13 protein-coding genes are annotated in these 14,732 nt (G+C 71.3%); 7 read left to right on the top strand and 6 right to left on the bottom strand.

Annotated elements, in window-relative coordinates; genetic code table 11:
- From HII36_RS29615 to lgt, 5 genes are all read left to right on the top strand, one after another.
- Positions 1–1,775 (top strand): hypothetical protein (locus HII36_RS29615; protein WP_173526554.1); only part of this gene is annotated, 1,775 nt, incomplete at its 5' end.
- Between the two features lie 24 nt (positions 1,776–1,799).
- The gene (locus tag HII36_RS29610) at positions 1,800–1,979 is read left to right on the top strand and encodes a hypothetical protein (RefSeq protein ID WP_173526553.1); all 180 of its coding nucleotides are present in this window, start codon (positions 1,800–1,802) and stop codon (positions 1,977–1,979) included.
- Positions 1,980–2,003: 24 nt separating this feature from the next.
- Positions 2,004–2,306 carry a DUF1905 domain-containing protein gene (locus HII36_RS29605; RefSeq protein ID WP_173526552.1) on the top strand — a complete coding sequence of 101 codons (303 nt, stop codon included), beginning with the start codon at positions 2,004–2,006 and terminating at the stop codon, positions 2,304–2,306.
- Between the two features lie 52 nt (positions 2,307–2,358).
- Positions 2,359–2,700, top strand: a complete 342-nt coding sequence (locus HII36_RS29600) for a hypothetical protein (protein ID WP_173526551.1) — start codon at positions 2,359–2,361, stop codon at positions 2,698–2,700.
- Between the two features lie 310 nt (positions 2,701–3,010).
- On the top strand, positions 3,011–3,991 hold the full coding sequence (lgt, locus tag HII36_RS29595; RefSeq protein WP_328807952.1) for a prolipoprotein diacylglyceryl transferase: 981 nt from the start codon (positions 3,011–3,013) through the stop codon (positions 3,989–3,991).
- Here the strand turns inward: lgt and HII36_RS29590 are convergent.
- Positions 3,885–5,555, bottom strand: coding sequence for a PucR family transcriptional regulator (locus tag HII36_RS29590; RefSeq protein ID WP_217370124.1), 1,671 nt, complete (start codon positions 5,553–5,555; stop codon positions 3,885–3,887). The genes lgt and HII36_RS29590 overlap by 107 nt on opposite strands.
- A gap of 154 nt (positions 5,556–5,709) precedes the next feature.
- Between HII36_RS29590 and HII36_RS29585 the strand changes: the two genes are divergently transcribed.
- Entirely contained in the window at positions 5,710–6,126 is a 417-nt protein-coding gene (locus HII36_RS29585; RefSeq protein ID WP_217370123.1) for an FAD-linked oxidase C-terminal domain-containing protein, read from the top strand.
- A gap of 10 nt (positions 6,127–6,136) precedes the next feature.
- The gene (locus HII36_RS29580) at positions 6,137–7,435 is read left to right on the top strand and encodes an MFS transporter (protein ID WP_173526559.1); all 1,299 of its coding nucleotides are present in this window, start codon (positions 6,137–6,139) and stop codon (positions 7,433–7,435) included.
- Between the two features lie 17 nt (positions 7,436–7,452).
- Here the strand turns inward: HII36_RS29580 and HII36_RS29575 are convergent, their stop codons facing one another.
- The 5 genes from HII36_RS29575 to HII36_RS29555 form a co-directional block, all read right to left on the bottom strand.
- On the bottom strand, positions 7,453–7,932 hold the full coding sequence (locus HII36_RS29575; RefSeq protein WP_173526548.1) for a hemerythrin domain-containing protein: 480 nt from the start codon (positions 7,930–7,932) through the stop codon (positions 7,453–7,455).
- Complete coding sequence (locus tag HII36_RS29570; protein WP_173526547.1) at positions 7,907–8,494, bottom strand: PadR family transcriptional regulator; 588 nt, start codon at positions 8,492–8,494, stop codon at positions 7,907–7,909. The genes HII36_RS29575 and HII36_RS29570 overlap by 26 nt, the downstream gene beginning before the upstream one ends.
- Before the next feature lie 88 nt (positions 8,495–8,582).
- Positions 8,583–9,908, bottom strand: a complete 1,326-nt coding sequence (locus HII36_RS29565; RefSeq protein ID WP_173526546.1) for a CHAP domain-containing protein — start codon at positions 9,906–9,908, stop codon at positions 8,583–8,585.
- 40 nt (positions 9,909–9,948) lie between these two features.
- A complete protein-coding gene (locus HII36_RS29560; protein WP_173526545.1) occupies positions 9,949–11,349 on the bottom strand; it encodes a hypothetical protein in 1,401 nt (466 codons plus the stop codon).
- Positions 11,350–11,469: 120 nt separating this feature from the next.
- On the bottom strand, positions 11,470–14,580 hold the full coding sequence (locus HII36_RS29555) for an AfsR/SARP family transcriptional regulator (protein ID WP_173526544.1): 3,111 nt from the start codon (positions 14,578–14,580) through the stop codon (positions 11,470–11,472).
- Positions 14,581–14,732 lie beyond the last annotated feature (152 nt).

The following is a 14,732-nucleotide window of genomic DNA, read 5'->3' as shown; positions in this document are numbered from 1 at the left end:
GGGTGTGGGTGCATGAGCACCGCACCGCCGCCGAGGCCGCGACGCTGCGGACCCGTCAACGGCGCGCCCTGGCCGCCATCGATCCGCGCTCGCCGCTGGCGCTGCGGCTGCGCGCCAGGCTGCACGCCGAGGAGGACTACCACGCCGGCGAGCACGACGCGATACTCCTGGCGCTGGCGGCGGCCAGGGACACCGGCGACGCGGTGGCCACGGCGGAGGCGCTGAGCCTGTCACACCACTGCCTGATGGGCCCCGAGCACGGGACGTCACGGCTCGACCTGGCCCAGGAGCTGATCGGCGAGGCGGCCCGCACCAACCGCCGCGGCGACCTGCTCATCGGCCTGCTGTGGCGGACCGTCGACCTCTTCCTGGCCGCCGACCCGCACGCGGAACGGTCGTTGCGCGAGCTGTCCGACCGGCTGGCGCAGGAGGACCATCTGGCGGTCGGGTACGTCGTCAGCGCCGTCAAGGTCATGCTCGCCATCAGGGCGGGACGTCTCACCGAGGCGGAGACGCTGGCCGCCGCCTGCGCCGAGCGGGGCCAGGACGCCGGCGACCACGACGCGGCCGGCTGGCACGGCGCGCAGATCACCACCATCCGCTGGTACCAGGGTCGCATCGCCGAACTCGTCGAGCCGCTGTCGGAGCTGATCTCCTCTCCCGGGCTCGGCGACGCCGACTACGCCTACTTCCCCGCCCTGGCCGTGGCCGCCGCCGTCGCGGGCGATCACCGGCTGGCCGCCGGGATGCTGGCCAGGCTGCGCGGGGCGGACCTGGCCGAGCTGTCCCGCGCCAAGAGCTGGCTGGCCGCCATGCACGGCCTGGTGGAGGCGGCCCACCTGCTGGACGACGCCGACACCGCGGCCCACGCCTACCGGCTGCTCACCCCGTTCGCCCGGCTTCCCGCGATGGCGAGCCTCGGCATCACCTGTTTCGGCTCGACGTCCCACGCACTCGGCATGGCCGCGTTCACCACCGGCGATCTCTCGGCCGCCGCCGACCACCTCGGCCGGGCCGTCCAGGCGAACCTCGGCCTCGGTCACTGGCCGGCGGCCGTCCTGTCGCGCTGGCGGCTGGGCCAGGTGCTGACGATCCGCAGGGGAACCGCCGACGCCACGGCGCGCCGCCACCTGACCCTGGCCGAGCAGGAGGCCGCCGAACTGGGCATGAAGCTTTCTGCGCGGACGACCGCCAGGCCCGGGGCGGGGTCCGCCAGGCTCGGGGTGGGGTCGGAAGCCGTATGCCGACGTCATGGCCGCCAGTGGCAGATCGAGCTGCACGGCCGCACCGCGCGGATCGACGACAGCGTCGGCATGCGTTACCTGGCCGTACTGATCGGCACCCCGCGCAGGGAGATCCGCGCCATCGACCTCGCCGGGGCCCGGGCCGCCCGTGCGCCCGGCCGGACGGGAGCCGGTGAGAACCCCTGGTCCCCGTCGGTCCAGCCGATGATCGACCACCTGGCTGAACGCCGCTACAAGGACCGGCTGCGCGAGCTCGAGGCCGAGATCGCCGAGCTCGACGCGCTGAACGACCTCGGACGGGCGGCTCGATCACGCGCGGAACGCGACTGGCTGGTCGCCGAACTCGCCGCCGCCACCGGCCTGGCCGGACGTCCCCGTCCCTTCACCGACGACGAGGAACGCGCCAGAATCGCCGTCGGCAAGGCCATCAGACGCGCGTTGACCCGCATCAGCGAGGCGGACGGCGTGATCGGCGCGGAGTTGCGGGCCACCGTGGAGACCGGCCGACGCTGCTGCTACCGGCCCCGCTGACCACCACTACAAGGAGACAGAGGGATGAAACGCCCCGTCAGGACAGTCATCGCCATCGTCACCGGCCTGATCATGGCCGGCGCCGTGACCAGCGCGATTCTCGGCGTCCTCGCCTGGGGCTTCACGCTCCTGCTGTGCGCCGCCGGACTCCTCGTGGTGATCAGACTCCTCGACCCCGCCGGTCGCGGTGAGCGTTCCGAGTAGCCGGCTTGCCGCTACCTTGAACGGATGGTGGTCGAATTCGCTGCGGAACTATGGATTTGGGACGCTCGGCGTGCCGACAGCTGGACCTTCGTGAGCCTGCCGGTCGAGGCGTCCGAGGAGATCCAGGACGTGATGGGCGGGGCGCGCCGCGGCTTCGGCTCACTCCGGGTGCAGGTCACGATCGGGAAGACCACCTGGAAGACCTCGATCTTCCCCGACAGCACGCGCGGCAGCTACGTGCTGCCCGTCAAACGCGCCGTCCGCACCGCCGAATCTCTCAGCGCCGGCGACGTCGCGAACGTGGCCGTCGAACTGCTCGACATGTGACCCGTCCCCGGACATCGGCGGGAGGTCGGCGAGATTGATCGTGGTTCCCAGAATGCTCACGAACTGCCTGCGCGAGGTGGACGAGCGTCACGGGAAGCTGCTCTCGCTAGGGTTCGCGGAGCATGCGATCCAGGTGTGCCGCAGCGCCCTGAGCGACGAGCCGGCGAGCGCGTCGCTCGCCTACCTGTCGGCGGCCAGAGCCTTCCTGACCGGCGAAGCAGGCATGTCCGCGCTGGCGGACGCCCGCGAAGCGTACTTCGAGAGCCGAGGCGACGAGGGCGGCCTGCCTTCCGAGATCACCTGGATCGCGGAGATCGCGGTGTCGGCGAGCTGCCGGCGGGACATGGAGGTCGAACAGTCGAGGCGCGGTGGGAAGCGGCGAGATGGCAGTTGATGCAGGTCATAGCGACGGCGCCGCCGCCGAATCAATGGCCAATTGCCGGCCACGCCCAGGATGCTGGATCCGCTGGTCGCGCGGAGGCCTTTTGACGTTGTCACGAGTCCCTGATCAGCGCTTTTCCTAGAGAATGCGGCAAAATTCGTTATTCTCCTTCGCCGGTGACGAAGCGGTCGTCGCGTAAACGCGCCGGAACGGGCGAAAGAATCCGCGCAGCTCAAGGGATTATTCAATGGCCTGCAGAGCTTTGTTCGGAAAGTCCCGGTTACTGTACGACCCAAGTGGATATCGGTTAGGGTGCACTCCCGTGACACTCGCGAGCATTCCCAGTCCCGACAGAGCGGTCTGGCACGTGGATCTCGGATTCGTCGAGATTCCCATCAGGGCATATGCGCTGTGCATGATCGCCGGCATCGTCGTCGCGAGCATTGTCACCGGCAGGCGCATGCGCAGTCGTGGCGCGCCCGAACACGCCGCCTCCGACATCGCCGTATGGGCGATCCCGTTCGGAATCGTGGGCGCGCGCATTTATCACGTCATCACCACGCCGGACAAATACTGGGGCCCCGACGGTGAGGGAATCCTGGGAACCCTCCGGATCTGGGAAGGCGGCATCGGAATCTGGGGCGCCGTCGCCGGAGGCGCGCTCGGCGCCTGGATCGCCTGCAGGCGGATGGGGCTGAGCTACACCCTCCTCGCCGACTGCATCGCGGTGGGCCTGCCCGTCGGCCAGGTGATCGCCAGGCTGGGCAACTGGTTCAACAACGAGCTCTACGGCGGCAGGACCGACCTGCCCTGGGGGCTCGAGGTCTACCGGATGTCGCAAGGCGTCGCGGAGGTCGGCGCCGACGGCAAACCCGTCATGCTCGAAGGCCTCTACCATCCCGCGTTCCTCTACGAGATGGTGTGGAACGTCGGCGTGGTGGCGCTCGTCTACTGGCTCGACCGCAGGTACGAATTCGGCAAGGGCCGCGCCTTCGCCCTGTACGTGATGGCCTACACCGCGGGCCGGGCCTGGATCGAGATGATCCGCACCGACGAGGCCCTGGTCTTCCTCGGCCAGCGGCTCAACGTCTGGACCGCGATCGTGCTGTTCCTGCTCGCGCTGGCGTACTTCGTGCTGCGCAAGGGGTCGCGCGAATACGTCGTCCCGGATCCTGATGGGAAGGGTTTCCTGACCGTCACCGAGGAGGAGTTCCGCGCTCACGGGACGGACGAGCAGCCCGCCGCGCCGGAGAGTGAGAACGAGAGCGAGAGCGAGAGCGAGAGCGAGAAGACCGGTACGTGACGTTCGCGCCCAGTTCGAGTTCGAGCAGCAGGCGGTGCGTGGGGTTCTCCAGCGCGATTCCGAACAGTTCCCGCGCGCGTCTGATCCGCTTGCGCACGGTGTTCTCGTGCAGCGTCAGCTCGGTGCTCGCCGCCCGGACGTCCCCGAAGTTCCGGAGGTAGGACAGGAGCGTCGCCCGGTAGTCGGTGCCGTGGGCGAGATCGTGCGCGGCGATGACGTGGCCCAGGCCGGTCCGGAGCATCGGGTCCGCCCGCACGGCGTCGAACAGCCGCTGCTGGACGATCTCGGCGTGCAGGTCCCGCGCCGCGTAGCTGCCCGGCCGGGCGTCCGACTCCCGCAGGTGGCTGATGGCGCGGTCGAGGTCGTCACGTGTCTGGCGCAGCCCGTCGGGCTCCTCGACGGGCTCACCGCGGACGACCAGCAGATCCGTGCGCAGCAGCCGCGTCGCCCGCTGGTGGAAGTGCGCGGCCAGGGTGGAGACGGTGACCGAGCCGCGTGGCGCGGCCTGGAGCAGCACGTACATCCGGTCCTTGACCAGGCAGATGGTCGGCTCGTGGCCGAGCGAGCGGGCGTCGAGTTCGAGCAGGCCGACGGCACGCAACAGACCCGCCCGATGATCGGCCAGAAGACCGGGCCGATCGTCGCCAGCCCCTGCCCCGGTCTCGGTTTCGGCGTCGAGGCAGAGCAGGCTGCCAGGCAGGGGCAGCGCGCGGTCGGCGTGACCCGGGTGTCGCAGGGCCGTGTGCAGGGCGGCGGTGCGGCTTTCCTGGTCGGCGTCCAGGTGCCGGCGGATGGTGAGCAGGTGCAGCGCGGCGAGCTTGGCCGCGGCGGCGAGCACGGCTGCGCAGTCGGTGATCACGTCCTCGTCGGGGAAGGCCGCCCACAGCGAGCCGAGCGCCGTGTCGCCGGCGCGGATCACGACGGCGAGGCGCGGGTGGTAGCCGTCGCGGCGGATGAGCCGCACCGAGTCGCTGCGCCACAGCTCGTCGGTCAGGTGGTGGGGGAGCGCGTGATCGGGGACCCGCCGCGAGAGGATGCCCACCCGACGGGTCTCGTCGATCGGCTGCCCCGGCAGGTTGGAGTAGGCGACGATCGTCTGGTCGGTGTCCATGATCGCCACGGCCCCGCCGCAGATCGCGGCGACCGAGTTGGCCAGGGAGAACAGGTCGCCGCCGGCGAGACCTGAGACGGGCTCGCCGGTGGCCGGCCGGGTGGCCGGCAGCGTGGAGACCAGGCCGTAGAGACGGCTCCACGGGATGTCCGGATTGACCGCCACGACCGTGGCTCCCGCCGCGCGTGCCTGCTCGATGACCTGGCCGGGCAGGCCGTTCGCGCACTTGACCGCCAGCGCGCCGTTCGTCTCGGCGGCGAGCCTGAGCGCCGCGCCGACGGCCGTCGCCGAGGAGAGATCCAGGCCGAGCGCGAGGAGCAGGCACCGCGGCACGACCGGTTCGAGCGCGCCGCCGTCGAGGAGTTCGACACCGCCCACCGCGACGTGCGCGTCGCCGGCCGCGAGCTGAACGAGGTCGGGACGCAGCGCATCGAGCAGGGTCCCCAGCGTCATGGTGGCCATGGTCACGCCCCGGGTTATGGGTGTGGGATCCGACACCGGGAACGGGAGATCCGGGTCGGGGCCGACATTGTGTCACATGCGGCTTTCCCGCATTGTTGTCCCACTTGCTTTCGCCCCCTCCGACGCCTTACCAGGAGGAATCGCCATGCCCTCTCGATCGGAACGGGACCTGGTCGGGGCGGTCGGCCGCGAGCCCGTTCCCGCGGGTGCGGTCCTCGACGGCGTCGTCCTGCACGGCGGCGCCGCCCACCGGTTCGACGCCGCCGTCGCCGGGCACGCTTCGGCCGGGAACCCGCATTTCACCATGAGGTCCGACCCCGCGGACCCGGCCGACGTGAAACGGTACGCCCGCTGCCTGGAGGAGATCGTCACGCTGATCGTGGACCGCTTCGACGGCTCGCCCGAGGGCGGGCACGGCACCGGCCGCCCCCCGGCCGGGAACCGCACCCGGCAGCCCGCCCTCCGGCACGCCGCCGGTCACCCCTGCCAGTCAGCCCTGGTGGCGTGGGAGAGCGCCGCCAGACCCCCCGAGGTAAGGAACGGAGTCCACCGTGACGAGTGAACCACGCGCCATGACCCGCGACGACCGCAAGGTCCTCGCCAGCACCCTGGCCGGCACCACCATCGAGTGGTACGACTTCTTCATCTACGCCCAGGCCGCCGGCCTGGTGTTCGGCCCGCTCTTCCTGGCCCCGGTCAACGCGCAGGCGCCCGGCCTGGCCACGCTCATCTCGCTGGCCACGATCGGCATCAGCTTCCTGTTCCGGCCGCTGGGCGCGATCGTCGCCGGCCGGTACGGCGACCGGCTCGGACGCAAGCGCATGCTCGTGCTGACCCTGCTCCTCATGGGCGGGGCCACCACCCTCATCGGCCTGCTGCCCACCTACACGGAGATCGGCGTGGCCGCGCCCATCGCGCTCATCCTGCTGCGCATCCTGCAGGGCTTCTCGGCCGGCGGCGAGTGGGGCGGCGCCGCGCTGCTGGCGGTCGAGCACGCGCCACGCGAGCGCCGCGGCTGGTGGGGCGCCTTCCCGCAGATCGGCGTGCCGATCGGGCTCATCCTGGCGACCGGCGTCCTGTGGGTCATGAGCACGGTGACCACGCCCGCGCAGTTCCAGTCGTGGGGCTGGCGGGTGCCGTTCCTGCTGTCCCTGACCCTGATCGTCATCGGCTACCTGGTGCGGCGGGCCGTCGAGGAGAGCCCGGTGTTCAAGGAGCTGCAGCAGCGCACCAGGACCTCGTCCGCGCCGCTGCGCGAGCTGTTCCGGCACAACAGCAGGAACGTGCTGCTCACCGCGCTGATCTTCGTGGCCAACAACGCCGCGGGCTACCTCCTCATCGCCTACTTCATCAGCTACGGCACCACCTCGCTGGGCCTGTCCAGGCCGTCGGTCCTGCTCGCCACCGTCGCCGGTTCGGTCGGCTGGCTGATCTTCACCATGTACGGCGGCGTGTTGTCCGACCGGATCGGCCGCGTCCGCACCTTCCAGATCGGCTACGCGCTGGTGTTCGTCTGGATGATCCCGCTCTTCCTGCTGATGGAGACCCGCGACATCCGGCTCTTCGCGGTGGCGGTCATCGTCCTGACCATCGGCTTGGGCCTGTCCTACGGGCCCATGTCGGCCATGTACGCCGAGATGTTCCCCGTCTCGGTGCGCTACTCCGGCGTCGCGATCGGGTACGCGCTCGGCGCCATCCTGGGTGGCGCGTTCGCCCCCACGATCGCCCAGGCGCTGGTGCAGAGCACGGGCACGGCGCTGTCCGTCGGCGGCTACATCATGGTGCTCTGCGTGATCTCCCTGGCCGCGGTCACGGCGGTCAAGGAACCCAGGGGCGTCGATCTGGGGTTGGCCAGGCAGCCCAACCCCTGATCCGAACGGCGCGGGGCTCAGACGTCGCCGAACATCCGCCGCTTGTCGCTCGCCGGCGCGTCGAGGCCGCGCAGCACCCGCTTCAGCGCCCCCTCCTCGAATCCGAAGTGCGCCTTCATGGCCGCCTTGATCTCGTTGATCTGCTGGAACAGCTCACGCGGCGGGGAATCGGAGTCCAGGGCCCGCTGGAAGTCGGTCAGGAGCCGTGACAGGACCTCGTGCTCGCGGGTGAGCGCGGTGATGACGGGTTCCAGTTCGGGCATCCGCCTGAGCAGCGCGGGGAAGAACGCGGCGTCCTCGCTGCGGTGGTGGCTGCCCAGCGCGGCGCAGAACGTGTAGCAGAACCGGCGCAGCTCGGGCTTGAGCGCGCCGGCCCGGTTGCCCTCGCGCAGGGCCCTCGCCACATCCTCCAGCGCCTGCTCCAGGCGATGGTGGACGTCACGCAGCTCCCGGTGCCAGGCGAACACGCGGTCACGATGCTTCTTGTCCGTGGTCATGCGGGGTCCTCCGGGCCTTCTCGTCCTGGGTGAGCTGAGGCAGCCGGGCCACGAGCTCCTGGTGCCAGGTGATCTCCGCCTGCAGCCGTACGACGTGATGCCGCATGGCCAGCGTTTCGGCCGGCGACAGGTAGCCGGCGATCGTGCGCATGTGCGCCTCGTAGTCGGTGAGCATCGCGCGCAGCGAGCCGAGACGGGCCGCGACGACGGACTCCAGGTCGTCGAGCCGGTCCGGGTCGAGCCGGGTGATGGCGAGATCGAACGGATCAGGCCTGAAGACGATCTCCCGCAGCGCGCTGATCTTGAGCGATGACAGGGCCCTGGCACCGGCCTCGGTGATGCGCCAGACCTTGCGCGCCGGGTAGGAGCCCACCTTCTCGGTACGCGCCTCCTCGATCAGCCCTTCGGCGGCCAGGCGCTTGATGGCCCCGTAGAGACCGCCGGTGGTGATGTCGGTCCACTGGTCGAGGTGTTCCTCCTCGGACAGCAGGCGCAGGTGGTGACCGTGCATGGGACCGCGTTCAGACAACGCGCTGAGGATGAAGATGCGGATCGACGACACGCGACTAGTCTCGCAAGAGTAGCCTGAGGACCGCAAGAAGACGGTTCCCTCCGCCACCGGCGGAGGGAACCGTCTTCAGTCGATCAGGTCAGCGCCAGTTGCCGGCGATGGGGACGTCGTCGAGGTTGCCGAAGTGGAAGCCGATCTCGGCGTCGCCCGGCGTGTTGTCGTTGCGCAGGTAGAAGTAGCGGGTGTCAGGGCGGTAGACGCCGATGGTGGTGTATCGGTCGCTGTTCCAGTTCCCGGTGAGGGGCAGGTCGCCGTGGTTGCCGTACTGGATGACGCGCGCGTTGTCGGTGCTCACGTCGGAGTTGACCAGGTAGAAGGTGGCGTTGGCGGGGCGGTAGACGCTGACGGAGTCGTCGCCGTCGCCGTCCCAGTCACCGACGATGGGCAGGTCCTCGTTGTTGTTGCCGAAGTGGATGGTCCGGTCCGCCGGGCCGGCCCAGTTGTTGTTGCGCAGGTAGAAGGTGGAGTTGCTGGGTCGGTAGACGCCGACGGTTTCGTCGCCGTCGCCGTCCCAGTCGCCGGCGATGGGGATGTCGCCGGGGTCGCCGAAGTGGAAGCCGATCTGGGCGTCGCCTGGGGTGTTGGTGTTGCGGAGGTAGAAGTAGCGGGTTTCCGGGCGGTAGACGCCGATGGTGGTGGTGCCGTTGCCGTCCCAGTCGCCGACGAGGGGTTTGTCGCCGATGTTGCCGTACTGGACGGTGATGTCGGCGGCTCCGGCCCAGTTGTTGTCGCGCAGGTAGAAGGTGGCGTTGGCGGGCCGGTAGACGCCCGCGGTGGCGGAGACGACCGAGACCGCGCCGGGCGGTGTCACGTAACCGCTGATCGGCACGTTGAGCCTGCCCGCTCGCGCGGTGATCGGGTTGATGGTCTTCCTGGTCACCCGGTTGCCGTCGTTGCCGTCGATCGTGGTGATGGTGCCGTCGCCGTTGACCGTGTAGACGATGGACACGTGACCACCGGTGCCCGAGCCGGGCTCGCCGTAGACCGCGATGTCGCCGGGCAGCGGGTTGCCGCGCGCACTGGCGGGACGCCGCTTGAACAGGCCGCGCTCGACGCCCCACTGCCCGATCGCGGTCGCCACGTAGAGGCTGCGCGGCGAGCCGGCCACCCCGGCCTGCTCCCACACCCAGGTGGCGAACATGGCACACCAGTCAGCGCATAACGGGCCGTATTTCTGGCATTGATCGCCGGTGGCGGTGGTGCCCACCTGGGAATTGGCCGTGGCCGCGATGACACCGCGGCTCGGCGCCGCGTTCGCCGCCGCCACCTGCGGCGCGGCCAGATCCACCGCGGCGGTGGCGCCCAGGGCCACGGCCACGCTGAGCATGACACCGGCGATGCGGCTCGCCGTCCTGCGGGTGCGGCGAAGGTGCCCGGGGGTTCGGTGGTGAAGGTGCGTCGTCATGGTGCAATCCCTTTCTCAGTACGGATCAGCAGGGGTCGGGTCAGCGCCAGTTGCCGGCGATGGGGATGTCCTCGTGGTCGCCGAACGGGAAGCCGATCTCGGCGTCGCCCGGCGTGTTGCTGTTGCGCAGGTAGAAGTAGCGGGTGTCGGGGCGGTAGGCGCCGATGGTGGTGTAGCGGTCGCTGTTCCAGTTGCCGGTCAACGGCCGGTCCCCGTAGTTGCCGAACTGGACGACGCGCGGGTTGGCCGTGCCGACGTCGGAGTTGACGAGGTGGAAGCTCGCGGTGGCGGGGCGGTAGACGCTGACCGAGTCGTCGCCGTCGCCGTCCCAGTCGCCCACCACGGGCAGATCGCCGGGCGCGCCGAACTGGACGGTGCGGTCCGCGGGTCCGGCCCAGTTGTTGTTGCGCAGGTAGAAGGTGGAGTTGCTGGGGCGGTAGACGCCGACGGTTTCGTCGCCGTCGCCGTCCCAGTCGCCGGCGATGGGGATGTCGCCGGGGTCGCCGAAGTGGAAGCCGATCTGGGCGTCGCCTGGGGTGTTGGTGTTGCGGAGGTAGAAGTAGCGGGTTTCGGGGCGGTAGACGCCGATGGTGGTGGTGCCGTTGCCGTCCCAGTCGCCGACGAGGGGTTTGTCGCCGATGTTGCCGTACTGGACGGTGATGTCGGCGGCTCCGGCCCAGTTGTTGTCGCGCAGGTAGAAGGTGGCGTTGGAGGGCCGGTAGACGCCCGCGGTGTCCGAGCCGGTCTTCGACCACAGCCGGTTGGCGATGACGACCGCGTCACCGGCCTGCTCGGCGTACCGGCCCCGGTACTCGGCGGCCGGGCGCTGCACGTCCGCCGCCACCTCGCCGATGGGCGCGGTGTTCCACGTCCCGTTGGGGTAGAAGCGCTGCATCGTGTCGAGGAACATGTTGGTGGCGGTCACCGGGTTGGTCCGCTCGGCGCGGCTGCCCCAGGTGTCGCGCTGCTGGAAGAGCCCGACCGAGTCGAGGTCGCCGCCGTCGAGGTTGGCGATGCTGGTCTCGACGATCACCGTGGCGATCGCGATGGCGGCCGCCCGCGGGTTCAGCCCCCGGTTGCGTACCGCCTGCACCACGGCCCGCGCGCAGGAGGTGTTGTACGCCGTCATGTAACCGCGCATCTTGCCGCTCAGCAGCGGGTTGAGCGCGGCGGCCATGGCGCCGTCCGCGGCGGTCGGGCCGCCGGGCACGCACGGCAGCGCGGCCAGCGCGGCGATCTGCGGCGGCGACAGGTCGGGCGGATCGCTCGGCGCGGCGACCGCGACCCCCGCGGGCGTCAGCGCGGTGCTCGGTGCGGCGAGCGCGACACTCGCGGGCATGAGCACGGTGACGGCGCCGGCGGTGAGCGCGACGACCGTGGTGCGAAGGCGTGGCCCGCGAGCCTGGACGGGTCGGGTGGGGCGTGGCGCGAGGTGACGCATGAGATCCTCCGTGGTGTTGGCCGGCGCTTGTCGCGCCTGCCGACCACGGTCGATGCGGCCTCTTCAGCTTCGCTGCAGCACGCCTGTAGGACGATGGGATCCGGCTCTAGCGAGCCGACCTCACCTGGCGTTCTTCGAGCTCACGGCCGGGTCGCCGGATGGTGCGGACATTTCGTCCCGCTCCCTGCTGCCGTACCGGCGGAAGACGGCGAGCGCCGCCGCGTGGAGTTCGTCGGCCGCGCCGGCGTCGCCGCGGCGACGGTGCACCTCGGCCCGGTCCCGGTCGGTGCGCGCCAGAAACAGCTCCAGGCCCATCGCGGCCCACTGCTCGCGCGCGGCGTCGAGGTGGCTCGCGGCCAGGTCCAGCTCGCCCGCGGCCAGGTGCAGCTCGCCGATGGTGCGGGTGGTCAGCGCCGTGCCGAAGCGGTCGCCGAAGGCGACGCACACCGCGAGCGCCTCGCGCAGCGCACCCGCCGCGGGCCCGAGCTCACCCTGCCTGATCTGGACCTTCGCCAGGCACTGCAGCCCGTACGCGATGAGCAGCCGGTCCTGGCTCTCCCGGAGCGCGGCGATCGCCCGCGTGGCCAGGGACCCGGCCCGGCCGAGGTCGCCACGCGCCCGGCACACCATGGCCATCGAGCGGAGGGTGAGACCTTCCCCGCGCGGGTCGCCGATCCGGCGGTAGGCCGCCAGCGCCTCCTCCAGCGCGGCGTCGGCGGCGGAGAAGTCGCCCACCTCGCGGTTGACGTACCCGATGCCGTAGGTGCACTCGGCCAGGCCGGCCTGATCGTCCAGCTCCGCGCACATGCGGCCGGCCTGCTCGAACAGGTCGAGCGCGGTCCCGAAGCGGCCGCGCTCGCGGTGCACGGTGGCGATCCCGATCAGGCAGTCCGCCTGGCCGCGCAGGTCGCCCTGCTCCTGGAAGATCGCCAGCGCCTGGCCGTGGTAGTCGGCGGCCTCGTCGAGGCGGTCCTGCTCGTAGCGGAGCAGCGCGAGGCCGCGCAGCAGGCTCGCCTCACCCGCCCGGTCGCCCGCCGACCTGGACGCGTCGAGCGCGGCCGCGTGGGTCCGCCACCAGGCGTCGAACGTGTTGCGCGCACGGAAGGACGGCATCAGCGCCGTGGCCAGCCGCCACGCCGGCCGGTGCAGCCCCAGCCGGCCGGCCTGCTCCACGGTCCGCACGAGCAGCCACCGCTCCTGCTCCAGCCACGACTCCAGCTCGACGCCCCGCAGGCCGGCGCCAGGATCGGAGTTCGCGCCGAAGCCCGGGCCGGAGTCCACGCCGAGGCCCGGATCGGTGTCCATGCCGGAGCCCAGGTCCGCGATGGCGCCCAGCAGGTGCCGCACCAGCCGCTCGATCGCCTGGCACCGCTCGGCGACCGGCTCCTCCGCGTCGGCGCGTTCCTTGGCGAACAGCCGGATGAGATCGTGCATGCCGTAGCGGGCCCGGCCGTCCAGGCCGACGCCGATCGCGTCCACGAGCTGCGCGTCGGCCAGCCGCTCGACGACGTGCTCCGCCCTGGCCTCGGTGTCGTCCAGCAGCGGCGCCAGCAGCCACGGCGGGAACTCGCCCACGGCGATCGCGCCGAGCCTGCGGAACGCGAGCCGGAGCGGGTCGGACAGGTTCGCGTAGCTGAGGTGCAGGCTGGCCCGGACCTCCAGGTCGCCGGCCGTCAGCTCGTCCAGGCGGCGATGCTCGTCGCGCAGGCGGACCGCCAGCACGCTCAGCGGCCACCGCTGCCGCAGCGCCAGCCGGGTGCCGACCGCCCGCACGGCCAGGGGCAGCCCCCCGGTCAGCCGGACGATCTCCGCCGCGGCCTCGGGCTCGGCCGCCACCCGTGCCTCGCCGACGAGCTGGGCCAGCAGCCGCAGCGCGGCGTCCGGATCCAGCACGTCCAGGCCGAGGTTGGCGTCGAGGTCCAGGCCGGCCAGGGCGACCCGGCTGGTCAGCAGCGTGGCGCCGCCGCCGTGCGCCGGCAGCAGCGGCCGCACCTGCTCCTCCGGCCCGGCGTTGTCCAGCAGGACGAGGATGCGCCGCCCGGCGATCCTGCTGCGGAACAGGGCGCTCAGCTCCTCGACGGAGCCGGAGAGCCGGTTCGCCGGTTCGCCGAGCGCGCGCAGGAACCCGCCGAGCACCTCCCGGGTCTCCTCCGGGCCGGTGCCGTGGAAGGTGGCGTAGAGCTGCCCGTCTGCGAAGGACTCGCGTACCGCGTGGGCGGCGGCGATCGCCAGGGTGGTCTTGCCGCTGCCGGCCTTTCCCGAGATCGCGCAGCAGAGCTGCCGGTCGGCCGTCGCGGCGCGCGTCAGGGTGGCGCGCAGATCGTCCAGTTCGCCGTCGCGGCCGACGAGGGCGCCGATGGCCGGCGGCAGCTGACGCGGCACCTGGGCCGGTGCGGGGGACGCGGCCGGGATCGGGTCCTGCGGCACGACCGCGGGCTCGGGCTCACGCTTCACGGAGATGACGACGGGCTCTTCCGCGACGGGCGCGTCCAGCGCTGGATCGGCGGCCAGGATGGCCTGGTGCATCCGGCGCAGCTCCTGGCCGGGATCGATGCCCAGCTCCGACTGCAGCGCCTCGCGGGCCTGCCGGTAGACGTCGAGCGCGTCGGCCTGCCGGCCCAGCCGGAACAGCGCCAGCATCTGCTGGGCGCGCAGCCCCTCGCGCAGCGGGTACTGCTTGACCAGCGTGGCCAGCTCGGCCGCCAGCGGTCCTGGCGGCCCGTGCCGCGACTCCGCCTTGATGCGTTCCTCGAGCACGTAGAGGCGCAGTTCCTCCAGCCCGTCGGCGGCCTGGCGCAGCACGGGTGTCGTCAGGCCGTTCAGCGCGGGCCCGCGCCAGATCTCCAGCGCGGACCGCAGCAGCCGCGCCGCCTCCTCGTGCCGCCCGGCGGCGGCCGCCCGCCGGCCCTGGGCCGCCAGCGACTCGAACCGGTTGACGTCGATGCGCTCCGGATCGACCTCGAACAGGTAGCCGGGCGGGCGGGTGACGATGATCTCGCGCTCGCCGTGGTGCAGCGCCTTGCGCAGATTCGACACGTACGTGTGGACGAGCGCCCCCGCGGTCGCCGGCGGCGCGTGCCCCCACAGCGCGTCGACCAGGCTCGAGATCGACACCACCCGGTTGGCCTGTAACAGCCCGGCCGCGAGCAGGGCCGTCAGCTTGCCGGCCGACAGTTCGAGCTGCCGTCCGTCGAGCCACACCTCGGGTGATCCAAGCAGGCGGAACTCCATCGAAAATCCCCCGCATTCCCCGTCAAGGCGTACACGACACCAAGTCGACCATCAGTGTGGCCGGATCGCGCCGCGATTATCAATGCGCGCGAACGCGCCGAAGAGCCGCTGCTACAGGTGAACTACAGCGATTCTGCAGGACACGGGAGCAA

The sequence above is a fragment of the Nonomuraea antri genome, assembly GCF_013283785.1.
In the GTDB taxonomy this organism is placed as follows: domain Bacteria; phylum Actinomycetota; class Actinomycetes; order Streptosporangiales; family Streptosporangiaceae; genus Nonomuraea; species Nonomuraea antri.
The sequence above is the reverse complement of the archived record's forward strand: the minus strand, read 5'-3'. Positions and strand labels throughout refer to the sequence as shown.